Genomic DNA, 16,577 nt, shown 5'->3' with positions numbered 1-16,577 from the left:
CGTTGCTGCTGCGGACGCGACGGTGCGTCGTCGTAGCCGCCGCCACCGCCGAAGCTTGCGCCACCGCCGCCGCCGTCTTCGCGGCCGCCCAGCATTTGCATCTGGTCAGCCACCACTTCGGTGCTGTAGCGGTCAGCGCCGGTGTCCTTGTCTTGCCACTTGCGCGTCTTCAGGCGGCCCTCGATGTAGACCGAGCGGCCCTTCTTCAGATATTCGCCGGCGATTTCAGCCAGGCGGTTGTACATGACGACGCGGTGCCATTCGGTTTCTTCGCGCTTTTCGCCGCTGGCCTTGTCCTTCCAGGACGAAGTGGTGGCAATCGACATGTTGCAGATTGCCGCCCCGTCGGGGCTGTAGCGGACTTCCGGGTCGCGCCCCAGATTGCCCACGAGAATGACTTTGTTAACCGATGCCATGCCGTTGTCCCTCTGTTGTTGACAGCCTGCGCCTGTGCGTTGCCGCGAGCGCGCCGGCAACAACATAAAAAGCGATGTTGAAGACCGGCTTCATGAAACACGCCGGTCATCGCAATGATGACCGGCGACGCCGGGTGAAGCCCTAATTTGGTACGTATTATCGACGAAAAGCGCCCGCCGCGCCAAACGCCATTGGTGACAAATCCGCCCGGCCTGGAAAACGAATTCGGGGCCGTTGGCAGGCGAAGACGGCACAATCAGCGACGGTTCCGGGCAGTCGGGGACGCATCCCCCGCGAAGACTCAGGCCAGGGGCCGAAGTGCCCACGTCACGGCCAGCCAGACCGCGGACAGCACGGCCGCGCCGATGAAGACGGCGCTTGCGCCCGAGTGCGACGCCAACCATCCCCCCAGCGCGCCGCCTGCGAACAGGCCGGCCGCCTGGGCGGTGTTGTAGAAACCAAGCGCCAGGCCCTTGTAGGCCTGCGGGGCCACGCGCGACACCAGCGACGGTTGCAGCGCTTCCAGTACGTTGAAGGCCACGAAGAATCCCGTCAGCGCGATGGCCAGCGTGTAGAAACCGTGACTGGCCGCCGGCAACAAGGCGCACACCACCACCAGGCCCGCCACGGCCGCGCGCAAGGCGCCCCGGTGGGCGCGGCGCTTTTCGGCGACGAAAACCACGGGCACCATCAGCACGAACGACACCAGGATGACGGGCAGATAGACCTTCCAGAGTTCGCGCGCGTCCAGGCCGCCAACTTTGGCCAGCAGGGCCGGCACCACGACGAACAGCGACACCTGGATCAAATGCAGGACGAACACACCGAAATTCAGGCGCAGCAGATCGCGGTGGGTCAGGACTTCACGCGCATTGGCCCCCTGCATGGTGCGCGCCTGCGTGCGCGGCACCACCGGCACGACAAAGCGCGCGACGGCCAGGCAGACGACGCCCAGACAGGCGATGGTCCAGAACAGGCCCGACAGGCCCCACCAGCCCACCAGCACGGGAGACAGGACGAGCGACACGGCAAACGACAGGCCGATCGACCCGCCCACCATGGCCATGGCGCGCGTGCGCACCTCGTCGCGGGTGGCGTCGGCCAGCCACGCGGTCACGGCGGCGGAAATGGCGCCCGCCCCCTGGATGGCGCGACCGATGGTGATCCAGTAGACGTCCGTCGCCTGGGCGCAGACGATACTGCCCGCCACGAACAGCAACAGGCCGAAAAGCACGACCGGGCGCCGGCCCCAGCGGTCGGAGGCCAGCCCGAATGGGATCTGCATGAACGCCTGGGTCAGCCCGTACATGCCCAGCGCCAGGCCCACCCGGGCGGGGTCGTTGCCGCCCGGCAACCCGGCGGCCGCCACGGCAAACACCGGCAGCAGCAGGAACAGCCCCAGCATCCGCGCGGCGAACAGGCCGGCCAGCGCGATGCTGGCGCGGCGCTCGGAAGGGGTCAATTTCAGTCTGGTATCTGCCGGCATGCGGAAATTTCAACAATGACAAGGGCGGGCGCGCGTGAATGTCACACGCTCACGGTCTGATCTAGCGGTGCCGCGCCGGACCCGGTTCAGTGCAACTTGACGGACTACCCTGAACACGGGGGGATTCGGCGCGCTATAGTACCAAGTTGGCCTTTGAAACCGCTTAAAAGAGCCTATGGACGCCCGACCGACGTGACAATACGCATCCGGGGTGCACGCACCCACAATCTTAAGAACGTCTCGCTGGACCTGCCTCGCCACAAACTCGTGGTCGTGACCGGCCTGTCCGGTTCGGGCAAGTCGTCGCTGGCGTTCGATACGCTGTATGCGGAGGGCCAGCGACGTTACGTGGAAAGCCTGTCCGCGTATGCCCGCCAATTTCTCCAGCTGATGGACAAGCCGGACGTGGACCTGATCGAAGGCCTGTCGCCGGCCATCTCGATCGAGCAGAAGGCTGCGGGGCATAATCCGCGCTCCACGGTCGGCACCATCACCGAGATTCACGACTACCTGCGCCTGCTGTACGCACGCGTGGGCACGCCCTACTGCCCGGACCATGGCCTGCCGCTGCAAGCGCAAAGCGTCAGCCAGATGGTCGACGCCGTGCTGGGCTGGACGCCCGAGACGCGCCTGGCCGTGCTGGCGCCCATCGCGCGCGGCAAGAAAGGCAGCTTCGAGGACGAATGCGCCAGCCTGCAAGCGCAAGGCTACGTGCGGCTGCGCATCGACGGGCAACTGGTGGAGATCGACGGCATGGCGCCGTTGAAGAAAACCGAGAAGCACGATATCGACGTCGTCATCGACCGGCTGCGCATCAAGCCCGAGAGCAAGCAGCGCCTGGCGGAAAGCTTCGAGACCGCCCTGCAGCTGGCCGAGGGCCGCGCCCTGGCGCTGGACATGGACAGCGAACGCGAACAGGTCTTCTCCAGCCGCTACGCCTGCCCGGTGTGCAGCCACAGCCTGCCCGAGCTGGAACCGCGCCTGTTCAGCTTCAACAACCCCATGGGCGCCTGCCCCAGCTGCGATGGCATCGGCCAGGTCGGTTTCTTCGACCCCAAGCGCGTGGTCGCTTTCCCCGAGCTGAGTCTGGCAGCCGGCGCCATCCGCGGCTGGGACCGCCGCAACGCCTTCACCCATTCGCTCCTGACCAGTTTGGCGGCGCACTATGAATTCGACATCGAGGCGCCTTTCGAGGAATTGCCCGAAACCCTGCGCGACAAGGTGCTGTACGGCTCCGGCGAAGAAGAGATCTCGTTCCTCTATCTGAACGAGAAAGGTCGCAGCACGGTCAAGCGCCACACCTTCGAGGGTGTGATCCCGAACCTGGAGCGCCGCTGGCGCGAGACCGATTCGGCCACGGTGCGCGAGGAACTCGGCAAGTACCGCAACATCAAGACCTGCCCGGACTGCGGCGGCTCGCGGCTGCGGCCCGAGGCCCGCAATGTGCTGATCGGCCAGGATCCGCGCGGCGGCGAACGCCATGGCCAGGCCATCTATGAAGTCGAGGCCATGCCGCTGTCGACCTGCCTCACCTGGTTCCGCGACCTGAGCCTGACGGGCGCCAAGCAGGAAATCGCGCAGCGCATCGTGCGCGAAATCGAGGCGCGCCTGAGCTTCCTGAACAATGTGGGCCTGAACTACCTGTCGCTGGACCGCAGCGCCGACACCATCTCGGGCGGCGAGGCGCAGCGCATCCGCCTGGCCAGCCAGATCGGGTCCGGCCTGACCGGCGTGATGTACGTGCTGGACGAGCCCTCCATCGGCCTGCACCAGCGCGACAACGACCGCCTGATCGGCACCTTGCAGCACCTGCGCGACCTGGGCAACAGCGTCATCGTCGTCGAGCATGACGAAGACATGATCCGCATGGCCGACTGGGTGGTGGACATGGGGCCGGGCGCGGGCGAGCACGGCGGCCAGGTCGTGGCGCAGGGCGACCCGGAAACCGTGCAGCGCGATCCGAATTCGCTGACTGGACAGTACCTGAGCGGCGCGCGCGCCATCGCCATCCCGAAGCGGCGTCCCGTCAACGAAGAACTGTCCTGGCTGACCTTGTCGGGCGCCAGCGGCAACAATCTCAAGACCGTGGACTTGCGCATCCCGGCTGGCCGCCTTGTGTGCGTGACCGGCGTGTCCGGCTCGGGCAAATCCACGCTGGTCAATGACACGTTGGCGGTCGCCGTCTCGCGCCAGCTGCACCACGCGCAGAGCGAACCCGCACCCTACGTGTCGATGCAGGGGCTGGAGAACTTCGACAAGATCATCAGCGTGGACCAGAGCCCCATCGGCCGCACGCCGCGCAGCAACCCCGCGACCTACACGGGCCTGTTCACGCCGATCCGCGAACTCTTCGCGGGCGTGCCAGAGGCGCGCACCCGCGGCTACGATCCGGGGCGCTTCAGCTTCAACGTCAAGGGCGGCCGCTGCGAAGCCTGCCAGGGCGACGGCGTGGTCAAGGTGGAAATGCACTTTCTGCCCGACATGTACGTGCCGTGCGACGTCTGCCACGGCAAGCGCTACAACCGCGAAACGCTGGAAATCCGCTACCGCGGCCGCAACATCAGCGAAGTGCTGGACCTGACCGTGGAGCAGGCGCTGGAGTACTTCGAGTCCGTGCCGGCCATCGCCCGCAAGCTGCACACGCTGATCGACGTGGGCCTGTCCTATATCCGGCTGGGCCAGAGCGCGACCACCCTGTCGGGTGGTGAAGCGCAGCGCGTGAAGCTGTCGCAGGAACTGTCGCGGCGCAGCACCGGCCGCACGCTCTACATCCTGGACGAGCCCACCACCGGCCTGCATTTCCGCGACATCGAACTGCTGCTGCAGGTGCTGAACCAGCTGGTCGACAGCGGCAACACCGTGCTGATCATCGAGCACAACCTGGACGTCATCAAGACCGCGGACTGGGTGATCGACATGGGCCCCGAAGGGGGCGATGGCGGCGGCAGCGTGGTCGCGCAGGGCACGCCGGAAGACGTGGCCGAGACCCCTGCCAGCCACACCGGACAATACCTGGGCAAGCTGCTGCGCCGCAGCCCGGGCGCATGAACCCTCAACATCAACGGCTAGAGAGGATCGCGGCATGTACACCTTGATCATCGGCAACAAGAATTACTCGTCCTGGTCCCTGCGTCCCTGGATCGCCTTGCGCGCCACGGGCATTGCGTTCACGGAACAAAAGCTCGGCTTCTTCACCGAAGAATTCTCGCGCCGCGTGAGCGCGGTGTCGCCGGCGGGCCTGGTGCCGGTGCTGCTGGACGGCGACTTCCCGGTCTGGGATTCGCTGGCGATCTGCGAGTACCTGGCCGAGCGCCATCCCGAGGCCGGCCTGTGGCCGCAGGACCCCAAGGCGCGCGCCCGCGCCCGCTCGCTCGCCGCGCAGATGCACAGCGGCTTTGGCGCGATGCGCCAGGCGCTGCCCATGAACGTCGAGGCGCGGTTGCCCGGCATCGACCTGCCCGAGGCCGCGCAACAGGACATCTCGCGCCTGCAAGCCATCTGGCACGACACGCGCGCGGAATTCGGCCAGGGCGGGCCCTTCCTGTTCGGCGCATTCTCAATCGCCGACGCCTTCTTCGCGCCGGTGGTCTCGCGCTTCAACACCTACGGCATCGCGGCAGCGGGCTCGGTGCGCGACTATATGGACGCGGTGCTGGCGCTGCCCGCCATGCAGGAATGGACGCGCGACGCGCTGGCGGAAGCCACCTTCGTGCCCGAGGACGAGCCCTACCGCAAGCACCGCTAACGCGGGTTCAATCGCGCAGGCGCTGGGCCACGAATTCGCGCACCAGCGCCATCGCGGGCGCTTCGGTGCGGCCCGTCAGGGTCACCATCGCGAACAGCGCATGGCTGCGCAGCGGCGGGTCGGTGGGCAGTTCCGTCAGCTCGCCGGCGGCGATGCCGACCCGCGCCGCGCCGACGATGCCCAGGAATACCGCGTCCGACACGCGCACCGCTTCCAGCACGCTGCCGATCTCATCGCAGCGCAGGCGCATCGACGTCTGCGGGTCCGCCTCGATACCGAAATGCTCGACCACGATGCGTACCGTGTCGGCCGCCAGGAACGTAGATGCCAGCGGGTAGGCCGCGACCTCCGCGAAGCGCGCCGGCCGCCCCGATTGGGCCAGCGGATGGCCGCGGCGGCAGATGAAGCCGGCGCGCATTTCCGATATGGGCTCGATGCGCAGATCGGCCGCCGGCACGATGCCCCGGGTATCGACCACCAGCGCATCCAGGCGCCGCTGGCGCAACAGCGCCAGATGAGCCTCAGGCGAACCGCGCATCACGTCCAGCCGCACTTGCGGATAGTGCTGCGCCACGTGCGCCAGCAGCGGCGTCATGAGCATGACGCCCGGCCCCGAGCCCAGCCCTATGCTGACGCTGCCCCGGTCTCCCTGGGTCAAGAGTTCCGCGCTGCGGCGCAGCTCGCCGGATTCGAACAGGATGCGCCGCGCGCGGCTGGCCACGGTCAGGCCCAGCGGAGTCAGTTCGGTGCGCTTGCCCATGCGGTCCAGCAGCCGCGCCCCCAGGTCTTCTTCCAGCAGGCGGATGCTGCGGCTGAGCGCCGACTGGGTCAGATGCAGATGTTCGGCCGCGCGGCTGAAGGAACCTGCCTCGGCCACCGCCAGCAGATGTTCGAGCTGCTTGAGATTCATGCCCGAGTCCCCGTTTAACTATGAGTTTTTTTTCTAGCTTCCAGAATAACAATTCGTTAGACAACTGGCGAGGCCAGTCCCTAGCATGCAGATCACGCCTATATCCATTCCAAGGGGAATTTCGTGAGCATGCTTTCCAATGGCCTGCGCCGGGCCGGCTGTGCGCTGGCGCTGGGCGCGGCACTGCTGGGCCAGGGCGCCCAGGCCGCAGACTATCCCGACCGGCCCGTCATGATGATGGTGCCCTACCCGGCTGGCGGCGCCTCCGACTCCATCGCCCGGGTGGTGGCCTCGCCCGTGTCCAAGCAGCTGGGCCAGCCCGTGCTGGTGGAGAACCTGGGCGGCGTCAGCGGCGCGCTCGGCGCGCAGAAGGTACTGGGCGCCAAGGCCGACGGCTATTACCTGTTCCAGGGCTCGCCCAACGAGCTGATCCTGTCCCCCATTGCCAATCCCGCGGTCAAGCTCAAGAGCGAGGATTTCCGCCTGGTGCAGATGATAGGCATGGCGCCCCTGGTGATCGTGGCGCGCGCGGACCTGCCGGCCAACAACGCCGACGAGCTGGTCACGCTGGCGCGCTCGCGTTCGGCCACCCAGCCGCTGACGTTCGGCAGCGTGGGCGTGGGTTCGCTGTACCACGTGCTGGGCGAGCACATGGCCCGCACCATCGGCGCCAACATGATGCACGTGCCCTACAAGGGCGGCGCGCCGCTGATGCAGGACATCGGCGGCGGCCAGGTGGACCTGGCCATCCTGCCGCTGTCGCAGCAGCAGGTGGCGTTGGCCGAACAGGGCCGCATCAAGCTGCTGGCCAGCCTGGACCCGCAGCGCAGCCAGCTGCCGGCGCTCAAGTCGGTGCCGTCGGTGAATGAAGGCCAGCTGCTCAAAGGCTTCAACTTCACCACCTGGACCGGTTACTTCGTCAAGCGCGACACGCCGCAGGACGTGGTGTCGCGCCTGAACGCCGCGCTCAATGCCACCATGCAGGATCCGGCGGTAAAGGACAGCCTGGCCCACCAGAACATCGAAGTCTCCGCGCCCATGAGCGCGGAACAGGCCGACGCCATGTACCGCGCCGAAACCGAGCGCTTCCGCGAAATCTCCAGCCACGTGAAACTGGCCGGCAACCAGTAACCCGATTCCAGGATCAACCCGACATGCATCCCATCCTGCAGACCATGACCGCCCAGTCCGACGAGTTCGTCTCGATCCGCCGCGACATCCACCGCCACCCCGAGCTTGGCTTCCAGGAATTCCGCACCAGCGACCTGGTGGCGCAATGCCTGACCCAATGGGGCTATGAAGTGGAACGCGGCCTGGGCGGCACCGGCGTGGTCGGGCAATTGCGCCGCGGCAACGGCGGCAAACGCCTGGGCCTGCGCGCCGACATGGACGCCCTGCCGATCCAGGAAGCCACGGGCCTGGAGCACGCCAGCTGCAACGAAGGCGTGATGCATGCCTGCGGCCACGACGGCCACACCGCCATGCTGCTGGCAGCTGCGCACCACCTGGCCAAGCATGGCGACTTCGACGGCACGCTCAACCTGATCTTCCAGCCCGCCGAGGAAGGCCTGGGCGGCGCCAAGCGCATGATGGAGGACGGGCTGTTCCGCAAGTATCCGTGCGACGCCATCTACGCCATGCACAACATGCCGGGCCATCCGCAAGGCCGCCTGCTGCTGCGTGACGGTCCCGCCATGGCCTCCTCCGACAACGTCACCATCGTGCTGGAAGGCGTGGGTGGACATGGCGCGATGCCGCATTGCGCCGCCGACCCGGTGGTGGCAGGCGCCGCCATCGTCATGGGCCTGCAAAGCATCGTCGCCCGCAACATCGATCCTCTGCACATGGCGGTAATCACGGTCGGCGCGTTCAACGCGGGCCGCGCGAACAATGTGATTCCCCAGACCGCCACGCTCAAGCTCAGCGTGCGCGCGCTGGACCGCGGCGTGCGCGACACGCTGCAGGCGCGCATCACTGAACTGGTCCACAGCCAGGCGGCCAGCTACCAGGTGCGGGCGACCATCGATTATGGCCGCGGCTATCCCGTGCTGGTGAATACTCAGGAAGAAACCGATTTCGCGCGCCAGGTGGCGGTGGAACTGGTGGGCGCCGAGCGGGTGGAGCTTCAAACCCGGGCGCTGACCGGCAGCGAAGACTTCGCCTTCATGCTGGAGGAAGTGCCGGGCTCCTACCTGCTGGTGGGCAATGGCGATGGGTCAGCGGAGGGCTTCAACGGCGGGCACGGCGCCTGCATGGTGCACAACCCGGGCTACGACTTCAACGACCACAGCCTGCCCGTGGGCGCGGCCTATTGGGTGCTGCTGACGCAGCGCTATCTGGTGGGTTGAAGCGACGGCAACGCGTCTGAGGCCTGCCCGCCAAGGCGCGGGCTCAGGTCTCAGGCCATCTCGAACAGACGCTTGTGTTCGCGGATGGCGTAACGGTCCGTCATCCCGGCAATGTAGTCGGCGATGGCGCGGGCCTGCTCATTGAACCCGGGCCGGCGATAGTCGGGCGGCAGCAGGCGCGGATCGTCCAGGAAGGCGGCGAACAGCTCGCGCACGATGCGCCGCGCCTTGGTCGTCATGCGCAGCACGCGGTAATGGCGGTACAGGTTGTCGAAAAGGAATTTCTTCAGTTCATCGGCCTCGCTCCGGACCTCGGGCGAAAATGTCGCCAAGGGCGGCGCGCGGCGCACGTCTGCAGCGGTGGCGGGCGCGAACTCGCGGATGCGCGCCAGTGAAGTCCGCGTCAGATCGACGATCAGCGTATTGATCATGCGGCGTATGGTTTCGGCCACGGCGCGTCGCGGGGCCAGCCCGGGATAGCTTTCCAGCACATGGGCGTGGTGGCGCTCGAAGATCGAGACCTCCTTCAGCTGTTCCAATGTGATCAGGCCCGAACGCAGGCCGTCGTCGATGTCGTGGTTGTTGTAGGCGACTTCGTCCGCCAGGTTGGCCAACTGCGCTTCCAGCGAGGGCTGGGTGCGGTCCAGGAAGCGCTGACCCACGTCGCCCAGCTGGCGCGCGTGCGCGGCCGAGCAATGCTTGAGGATACCTTCCCGCGTTTCGAAGCACAGGTTCAGGCCGTTGAAGTCCGCATAGCGCTCTTCCAGTTCGTCCACCACCCGCAGGCTTTGCAGATTGTGCTCGAAGCCGCCGGCCTCGGGCGCCAGTTCCCGCATGCAGGCGTTGAGTTCGTCCTGGCCTGCATGGCCGAACGGCGTGTGGCCCAGGTCATGCGCCAGCGAGATGGCTTCGGTCAGGTCTTCGGACAGGCCCAGGCTGCGCGCAAGCGTACGCGCGATCTGCGCCACTTCCAGGCTGTGGGTCAGGCGGGTGCGGAACAGGTCGCCTTCATGGTTGACGAAGACCTGGGTCTTGTATTCCAGCCGCCGGAAGGCGCCGGAATGGACGATGCGATCGCGATCGCGCTGGAACTCCGTCCGATTTTCCGGCGGCGGCTCGGCATAGGCCCGCCCGCGCGATTGAGACGGGTGGGATGCATAGGAAGCCAGTTCTTTCATCTGCAACACCGTCTCCAGCATGTCTATTGGGTGGTGCGGGCCAGGACGGCGCGCACCGCGTCGTCGGGAGCCGGGCGCATGATGGCTTCGCCGATGCGGGTCATGAGCACGTAGCGGATCGAGCCGCCTTCCGTTTTCTTGTCCACCTGCATCAGGTCCAGCCAACGGTCAGCGCCCAGGTCAGGGGCCACGGCGGGACAGCCGATGGCGGTGACCAGCGCGCGCACGCGCTCCACGTCGGCGCGCTCGAAGCCCGCCACGTCGGCCGACAGTTCGGCCGCCTGCACCATGCCGCAACCTACCGCTTCGCCATGCAGCCAGGCGCCGTAGCCCAGGCCGGATTCGATGGCGTGGCCGAAGGTATGGCCCAGGTTCAGGATGGCGCGCAGACCGGATTCGCGCTCGTCCTTGCCCACCACCTGCGCCTTCAGCTCGCAGGAGCGGCGGATGGCATAGCTGACGGCGTCCGGATCCAGCGCGCGCAGCTTCTGCGCGTTTTCCTCGCACCAGGACCAGAACGCCGGGTCGAGGATCAGGCCGTACTTGATCACTTCGGCCAGGCCCGCGGACACTTCGCGCGCCGGCAGCGTGTTCAGCACGTCGGTATCGATCTCGACGGCGACCGGCTGGTAGAACGCGCCGATCATGTTCTTGCCCAGCGGATGGTTGACCGCGGTCTTGCCGCCCACCGACGAATCAACCTGCGACAGCAGGGTCGTGGGCACCTGCAGGAAGCGCACGCCGCGCATGTAGACCGCGGCCGCGAAGCCGGTCATGTCGCCGATCACGCCGCCGCCCAGCGCCACCAGCACGCAGCGGCGGTCCAGGCGGTTGCCCAGCAGGGCGTCGAAGATCAGGTTCAGCGACTGCCAGTCCTTGTAGGCCTCGCCGTCAGGCAATTCGATGCGCAGCACCCGCTTGCCGGTCCTGGCCAGCGCCGCCTCGGCGCGTTCGCCGTACAGGGCGGCGACGGTCGGGTTGGTCACCACGGCGATCGCGGTGGCGTCGGCGGGAATGCTCTGGTCCAGGGCGTCCAGGCGGCCGGGGCCGATGTTGATCGGGTAGCTTCCGCCCGGGGTGTCCACGTGTACAACGTTCATATGCGCTTCTCGAAGGCTTGCAATTGCGGCAGCAGCGCCTTGACCAGGGTGTGGATGGGCATGGCGCCCGTTTCCACCACCAGGTCGGCCACTTCCTTATAGAGGGGTTCCCGCAGGGTCATGAGTTCGCGCAGCGTGCCGCGCGGATCGGCGGTGGCCAACAGGGGACGGTTGCGGTCGCGGCAGGTGCGGCGGAACAATTCGTCCACGCTGGCCCTCAAATAGACCACGATGCCGCGCTCGTGCAGGCGCTGGCGGTTTTCCGGCGCCAGGATGGCGCCGCCCCCGGTGGCGAGAATTATGTTGCGCCGTTGGGTACACTCTTCCAAGGCGGCGGATTCCCGGCGACGAAAGCCGGCTTCGCCCTCGATTTCGAAGATTACCGGCACCCGCACGCCACAACGCGCCTCGAGCTCATGATCCAAGTCCATAAACTCGCGCCCCAACGCACGCGCCAGGCCACGCCCTATGGTCGTCTTGCCTGCGCCCATCATCCCGACCAGGAAGACCGGCAGGTCATGCGGCAACGTCGCGGCCTTGCCTGTGCACTCAGCGGCGCAAGGCAGGTTTTCAGGCGTCTCGCCGGAGGACGCCGGGTCCGGGTCAGCCTCCGGACATGAGATAGCGGAAAAGTTCATGACGGCATTATCACATCAGCCGCCAGTTGCCCGCCCACCACACTGAACGATTTTGTTACAGAAACCGGTGCCCCGTGCCAAGACGGACCCGGAGATACCCGTAAAATCGCCGCGATGAGCAAGCCCCAGAATTCCTCCAAGAAAGACAAGCCCGCCAAGAGCGGTTCCCCGATACTGCGATTCTTCGTAAAAACCGGCATTTTCTTTGCCGGACTGTTCCTGTGCGGCGTGCTGCTGGCCGGAATGGCGTTGGCGCTGGCCTGGCCCAACCTGCCGGACCTGAACGCCATGACGGACTACCGCCCCCGGGTGCCGCTGCGCGTCTATACGGCGGATCGCGTCCTGATCGGCGAATTCGGCGAAGAGCGCCGCAACGTGCTGCGCTTCAACGAGATCCCGGACGTCATGAAGTCCGCGGTGCTGGCGGCCGAGGACGACCGCTTCTATCAGCACGGCGGGATCGACTGGATGGGCGTGGCGCGGGCGGGCCTGACCAACTTGATCAGCATGTCGAAGTCGCAGGGCGCCAGCACCATCACGATGCAGGTGGCGCGCAACTTCTACCTGTCGTCGGAAAAGACCTATTCGCGCAAGTTCTATGAACTGCTGCTGACCTTCAAGATCGAATCGGAGCTCACCAAGGACCAGATCCTGGAGCTCTACATGAACCAGATCTACCTGGGCCACCGCGCCTACGGTTTCGCGGCCGCCTCGCGCACCTATTTCGGCAAGCCCCTGTCCGACGTCACGCCCGCGGAAGCCGCCATGCTCGCCGGCATCCCCAAGGCGCCGTCGCGTTTCAACCCGATCGCCAACCGCCCGCGCGCCGAACTGCGCCAGCGCTACGTGCTGGGCCGCATGCATTCGCTGGGCTACCTGACCGAACCGGAATACCAGCAGGCGATGGCCCAGCCCATCGTCATGAAGTCCGCGGAAGGCACGCCGGCCGGCGGCTATTCCATCCATGGCGAATACGTGGCGGAACTGGCGCGCCAGCTGCTGTTCAACGTGTACCAGGACAACGTCTATTCGCGCGGCATCAATATCTACACCACCGTGCAGTCCAAGGACCAGGAAGCAGCCTACCGCTCCGTGCGCGAAGGCGTGCTCGAATACACGCGCCGCGCGCCCTACCCCGGCCCCGAGGAGCAGCTGGACCTGCCCCCGGGCACCGAGAACAACCCGCAGGCGCTCGACGAATTCCTGGACGGCGTGTTCGACAAGTTCAGCGACAGCGGCGACCTGCTGACAGCGCTGGTGCTGTCGGCCAGCCCCACCGAAGTAAAGCTGGCGCGCAGCTCGCGCGAGATCATCACCGTCACCGACAAGAAGGTGTTGGGCGTCGTGGCGCGCGCGCTGAACGACAAGGCCAAGCCCGAGCAGCGCATCAAGCGCGGTTCCGTGGTCTACATCCGCAAGTTCGGCGACAACTGGGAAATCATCAACCTGCCCTCGGTGCAGGCGGCCTTCGTGGCGCTGTCGCCGCAGGACGGCGCGATCCGCGCCATGGTGGGCGGCTTCGACTTCTACCGCGGCAACTTCAACCGCGTGACGCAGGCCTGGCGCCAGCCGGGCTCGAACATCAAGCCCTTCATCTACGCCGCTTCGCTGGAGCGCGGCTTGACCCCGGGCACGCAGATCTCGGACCAGCCCTTCGAACTGACGGCCGCTCAAACCGGTTCCAAGGCCTGGAACCCGAAGAACTACGGCAACCAGTACGAACCCATGCTGACCCTGCGCCAGGGTCTGTACAAATCCAAGAACATGGTGTCGATCCGTATCCTGCAGGCCATTGGCCCGCAATACGCGCAGGACTACCTGACCCGCTTTGGCTTCGACAAGGCCCGCCAGCCCGCCGTCCTGCCGCTGGCGTTGGGCGCGGGCTCGGTCACGCCCCTGCAGCTGGCCGGCGCCTTCTCGGTGTTCGCCAACGGCGGCTACCGCGTCACGCCCTACCTGATCGACCGCGTCACCGACAGCAACGGCAAGGTCATCATGCAATCCAAGCCGGTCGTGGCCGGCGACGCCGCGGCCCGCGCCATCGATCCGCGCACCGCCTGGATCATGGACGACATCCTGCGCGGCGTGGCCACCTACGGCACCGCGGCACGCGCCCGCGCCCTGCTCAAGCGCAACGACATCGCCGGCAAGACCGGTACCACCAACGAATCCGTGGACGCCTGGTTCTCCGGCTATACCCCGTCGCTGGTCGCCACCGCGTGGCTGGGCTTTGACCAGCCCAAGTCGCTGGGATCGCGCGAAACCGGTGGCGGCGTCGCCATGCCGATCTGGGTCGATTACATGCAGACCGTCCTCAAGGGCGTGCCCGAAGAGAAGCCGCGCCCCCGTCCCGACGGCCTCATCGTGGAAAACGGCGAGTTCTACTTCTCCGAATTCCCGCCCGGACAAGCCGTCGCGCGCCTGGGCCTGCCCGAAGCCGACACGTTGGGTGAGTTCCTCAACGGCCTGAGCGGCAGCACCAGCGAAGAAACCAGGATCAAGGTGGCGCCGGGCGTGGGCACGCAAGGCAATACGCCCTGGTCCCAAAAGATTCCGTTCTGACGCGCAAATGACAAGGCCGGCCCGATGGGCCGGCCTTTTTTTCGCCTGAACCTGGCCTTTTACAGACGTATCGTCACGGGCACGCCAGCGGCTGCGGAACAGATCTGCGACAGGGCATCGGGCAACTGCGGGCCGCCTCGGGTATCGTTCCAGTGCTGGCCGTCGTAGCGGTAATGGAAGCCGCCGCTGCGGGCCGCGACCCACAGTTCCTGCATGACAGCCTGGCTGTTCACCACCACGTGGGTGTTGTCTTCGAAAACCATCGTCAGCACATTGCCGCTGCGGCTGGTTTCGACATCGACATCGAGCGAAGCCGCCCAGTCATCGGCCTGGCTTTCGATGCTGTTCAGCACCTGGTCGATCAACGCAAGAAATTCGGTTTCGGTCATAATCGAGCCTGCAAGAATTAGGAGTTCCCAGTGTTCCAATTGGCATACAGCCGCATGGTCCTTCGCATTGTAGCCACGCTGGCGGCGACCGGCATGGTTGCGGCATGCGGGTACAAAGGCCCCTTGTACATGCCGACGCCCGACGGCAAGCCGCCCCCAAGCTCGCAGCAACAGCAGACGATGCCGATCCCGCCGGCGCCGACACTGCCATGACTTCCCGATTCCCCGCGCAGCCTGAACTGGCCGGTCATCCGTACTTCCAGTTCCGCAACAATGTCCTGTACGCCGAGGACGTGCCGCTGGATCACCTGGCCGAAAAGCTGGGCACGCCGCTGTACGTGTACTCGCGCGCCGCACTCAAGGCCGCCTGGGAATCCTACCGCAACGCCGTCGGCCAGCATCCCGTGCTGGTCTGCTACGGCATGAAGGCCAATTCCAACCTGGCCGTCCTGAAGGAATTCGCGCGCCTGGGCGCGGGCTTCGACATCGTTTCCGGCGGCGAGCTCAAGCGCGCCCTGGCGGCGGGCGCGGACCCGTCCAGGATCGTGTTTTCAGGCGTGGGCAAGCAGGCTTGGGAAATGCGCGCCGCGCTCGCGGCCAGGGTCAAGTGCTTCAACGTCGAATCCGAAGCCGAATTGCGCCAGCTATCGGAAGTCGCGCATGACATGGGCCTGCGCGCGCCCGTCTCGCTGCGCGTCAACCCGGACGTGGACGCGCAGACGCATCCGTACATTTCCACCGGCCTGAAGGAAAACAAGTTCGGCATCGCCATCGAGTCGGCGCTGGACGTCTACCTCGGCGCCCAGTCACTGCCGGGCCTGGACATCGTGGGCGTCGACTGCCACATCGGTTCGCAGCTCACCGACATCAGTCCCTATTTCGACGCGCTGGAAAAACTGCTGGATCTGATCGAAAGGCTGGATCAGGCCGGCATCAGGATCGCCCATCTGGACCTGGGCGGCGGCCTGGGCATCCGCTATACGGATGAGATCCCGCCCTCACCCAAGGCCTTGCTGGACCGCGTCTTCGAACGCCTGAACGCGCGCGGCTTCGGCCATCTGCACCTGGTGCTGGAGCCGGGCCGCTCGCTGGTGGGCAACGCCGGCGTGCTGCTCACCCGGGTCCAGTACCTGAAGCACTCGGAAGCGCGCAACTTCGCCATCGTCGATGCCGCCATGAACGATCTGCTGCGCCCCGCGCTATACGAGGCGTTCCACGGCGTGCGCCCCGTGCATCCGCGCGCGGGCGACGAAACCCTCTATGACATCGTCGGCCCGGTGTGCGAAAGCGCTGACTGGCTGGCCAGGCAGCGCAAGCTCACCATCGAGCAAGGCGACCTGCTGGCGGTGGAGTCCGCAGGCGCCTACAGCATGGCCATGGCCAGCAACTACAACGCGCGCCCCCGCGCGGCCGAAGCCATGGTCGACGGCGACAAGTACTACGTGGTGCGCCAGCGCGAAACGCTGGACGACCTGCTCCGGGGCGAATCCACCCTGCCCTGACCGGCTCCCGTCATCGGCAACACGGCGCCTGCGCCGCGTGCGTGCACGATGGCGCGTCTTTCACTTGAACTCATGCGTGATGGAGGCCGGCCGGCCCGCCGCCACCGTCAGGGTCATGCGGTGGTCTCCCGCCGACGCATTGCGCACCGTCACCTGGTAGCGGCCGGGCGGCAGGGACAGCTCGCGCAGGGGCGGACTCACCCCGCGGGAACGGCCATTGACCAGCACCTCTCCCCACGGACGCACGGCCACGCGCACGGTTACGGGCGCCTGCGGCGGCTGGGTTGCGGGCGCGGGCGGTT

14 protein-coding genes and 1 pseudogene are annotated in these 16,577 nt (G+C 66.5%); 7 read left to right on the top strand and 8 right to left on the bottom strand.

What is annotated here, in order from left to right; all coding sequences use genetic code 11:
- On the bottom strand, window positions 1-416 hold a 416-nt coding region (gene ssb, locus VIR09_RS25155; protein ID WP_332015319.1), incomplete at its 3' end, for a single-stranded DNA-binding protein.
- A 302-nt stretch (window positions 417-718) separates the two neighbouring features.
- A complete protein-coding gene (locus tag VIR09_RS25150) occupies window positions 719-1,903 on the bottom strand; it encodes an MFS transporter (RefSeq protein ID WP_313457093.1) in 1,185 nt (394 codons plus the stop codon).
- 192 nt (window positions 1,904-2,095) lie between these two features.
- On the opposite strand from VIR09_RS25150, the gene uvrA reads away from it, so the two are divergent.
- Together uvrA and VIR09_RS25140 are read left to right on the top strand one after the other, a co-directional pair.
- Window positions 2,096-4,951, top strand: coding sequence for an excinuclease ABC subunit UvrA (gene uvrA, locus VIR09_RS25145; RefSeq protein WP_332015318.1), 2,856 nt, complete (start codon window positions 2,096-2,098; stop codon window positions 4,949-4,951).
- A 34-nt stretch (window positions 4,952-4,985) separates the two neighbouring features.
- Entirely contained in the window at window positions 4,986-5,648 is a 663-nt protein-coding gene (locus tag VIR09_RS25140; protein ID WP_332015317.1) for a glutathione S-transferase family protein, read from the top strand.
- A 7-nt stretch (window positions 5,649-5,655) separates the two neighbouring features.
- On the opposite strand, the gene VIR09_RS25135 is transcribed toward VIR09_RS25140, so the two are convergent.
- Entirely contained in the window at window positions 5,656-6,558 is a 903-nt protein-coding gene (locus VIR09_RS25135) for a LysR family transcriptional regulator (protein WP_332015316.1), read from the bottom strand.
- Between the two features lie 129 nt (window positions 6,559-6,687).
- Between VIR09_RS25135 and VIR09_RS25130 the strand changes: the two genes are divergently transcribed.
- A complete protein-coding gene (locus VIR09_RS25130; protein ID WP_332015322.1) occupies window positions 6,688-7,689 on the top strand; it encodes a tripartite tricarboxylate transporter substrate binding protein in 1,002 nt (333 codons plus the stop codon).
- 23 nt (window positions 7,690-7,712) lie between these two features.
- Entirely contained in the window at window positions 7,713-8,906 is a 1,194-nt protein-coding gene (locus tag VIR09_RS25125) for a M20 aminoacylase family protein (RefSeq protein ID WP_332015315.1), read from the top strand.
- 50 nt (window positions 8,907-8,956) lie between these two features.
- Here VIR09_RS25125 and VIR09_RS25120 read toward each other — a convergent pair whose 3' ends face one another.
- Genes VIR09_RS25120 through VIR09_RS25110 form a run of 3 tightly spaced genes read right to left on the bottom strand, consistent with a single transcriptional unit; the run spans window position 8,957 to window position 11,822 of the window.
- Window positions 8,957-10,084: a deoxyguanosinetriphosphate triphosphohydrolase gene (locus VIR09_RS25120; protein ID WP_414639464.1), complete on the bottom strand. Its 1,128-nt coding sequence runs from the start codon at window positions 10,082-10,084 to the stop codon at window positions 8,957-8,959.
- A gap of 23 nt (window positions 10,085-10,107) precedes the next feature.
- The gene (gene aroB / locus VIR09_RS25115; protein WP_332015314.1) at window positions 10,108-11,184 is read right to left on the bottom strand and encodes a 3-dehydroquinate synthase; all 1,077 of its coding nucleotides are present in this window, start codon (window positions 11,182-11,184) and stop codon (window positions 10,108-10,110) included.
- Window positions 11,181-11,822, bottom strand: a complete 642-nt coding sequence (locus VIR09_RS25110) for a shikimate kinase (RefSeq protein WP_332015313.1) — start codon at window positions 11,820-11,822, stop codon at window positions 11,181-11,183. The genes aroB and VIR09_RS25110 overlap by 4 nt, the downstream gene beginning before the upstream one ends.
- A 114-nt stretch (window positions 11,823-11,936) precedes the next feature.
- Here VIR09_RS25110 and VIR09_RS25105 point away from each other — a divergent pair, with 114 nt between their 5' ends.
- Window positions 11,937-14,384 carry a PBP1A family penicillin-binding protein gene (locus tag VIR09_RS25105; RefSeq protein ID WP_332015312.1) on the top strand — a complete coding sequence of 816 codons (2,448 nt, stop codon included), beginning with the start codon at window positions 11,937-11,939 and terminating at the stop codon, window positions 14,382-14,384.
- 59 nt (window positions 14,385-14,443) lie between these two features.
- Here the strand turns inward: VIR09_RS25105 and cyaY are convergent, their stop codons facing one another.
- A complete protein-coding gene (gene cyaY / locus VIR09_RS25100) occupies window positions 14,444-14,773 on the bottom strand; it encodes an iron donor protein CyaY (RefSeq protein WP_332015311.1) in 330 nt (109 codons plus the stop codon).
- A gap of 54 nt (window positions 14,774-14,827) precedes the next feature.
- Here cyaY and lptM point away from each other — a divergent pair, with 54 nt between their 5' ends.
- Together lptM and lysA are read left to right on the top strand one after the other, a co-directional pair.
- The gene (lptM, locus tag VIR09_RS25095) at window positions 14,828-14,986 is read left to right on the top strand and encodes an LPS translocon maturation chaperone LptM (protein WP_332015320.1); all 159 of its coding nucleotides are present in this window, start codon (window positions 14,828-14,830) and stop codon (window positions 14,984-14,986) included.
- Window positions 14,983-16,275: a diaminopimelate decarboxylase gene (gene lysA, locus VIR09_RS25090; RefSeq protein WP_332015310.1), complete on the top strand. Its 1,293-nt coding sequence runs from the start codon at window positions 14,983-14,985 to the stop codon at window positions 16,273-16,275. Before lptM ends, lysA begins: the two co-directional genes overlap by 4 nt.
- Before the next feature lie 60 nt (window positions 16,276-16,335).
- Here the strand turns inward: lysA and VIR09_RS25085 are convergent.
- Window positions 16,336-16,577: pseudogene (locus tag VIR09_RS25085) on the bottom strand (hypothetical protein); the annotation flags it as partial.

It is taken from the genome of Achromobacter sp. (assembly GCF_036567245.1).
Lineage (GTDB): Bacteria > Pseudomonadota > Gammaproteobacteria > Burkholderiales > Burkholderiaceae_B > Achromobacter.
The sequence above is the reverse complement of the archived record's forward strand: the minus strand, read 5'-3'. Positions and strand labels throughout refer to the sequence as shown.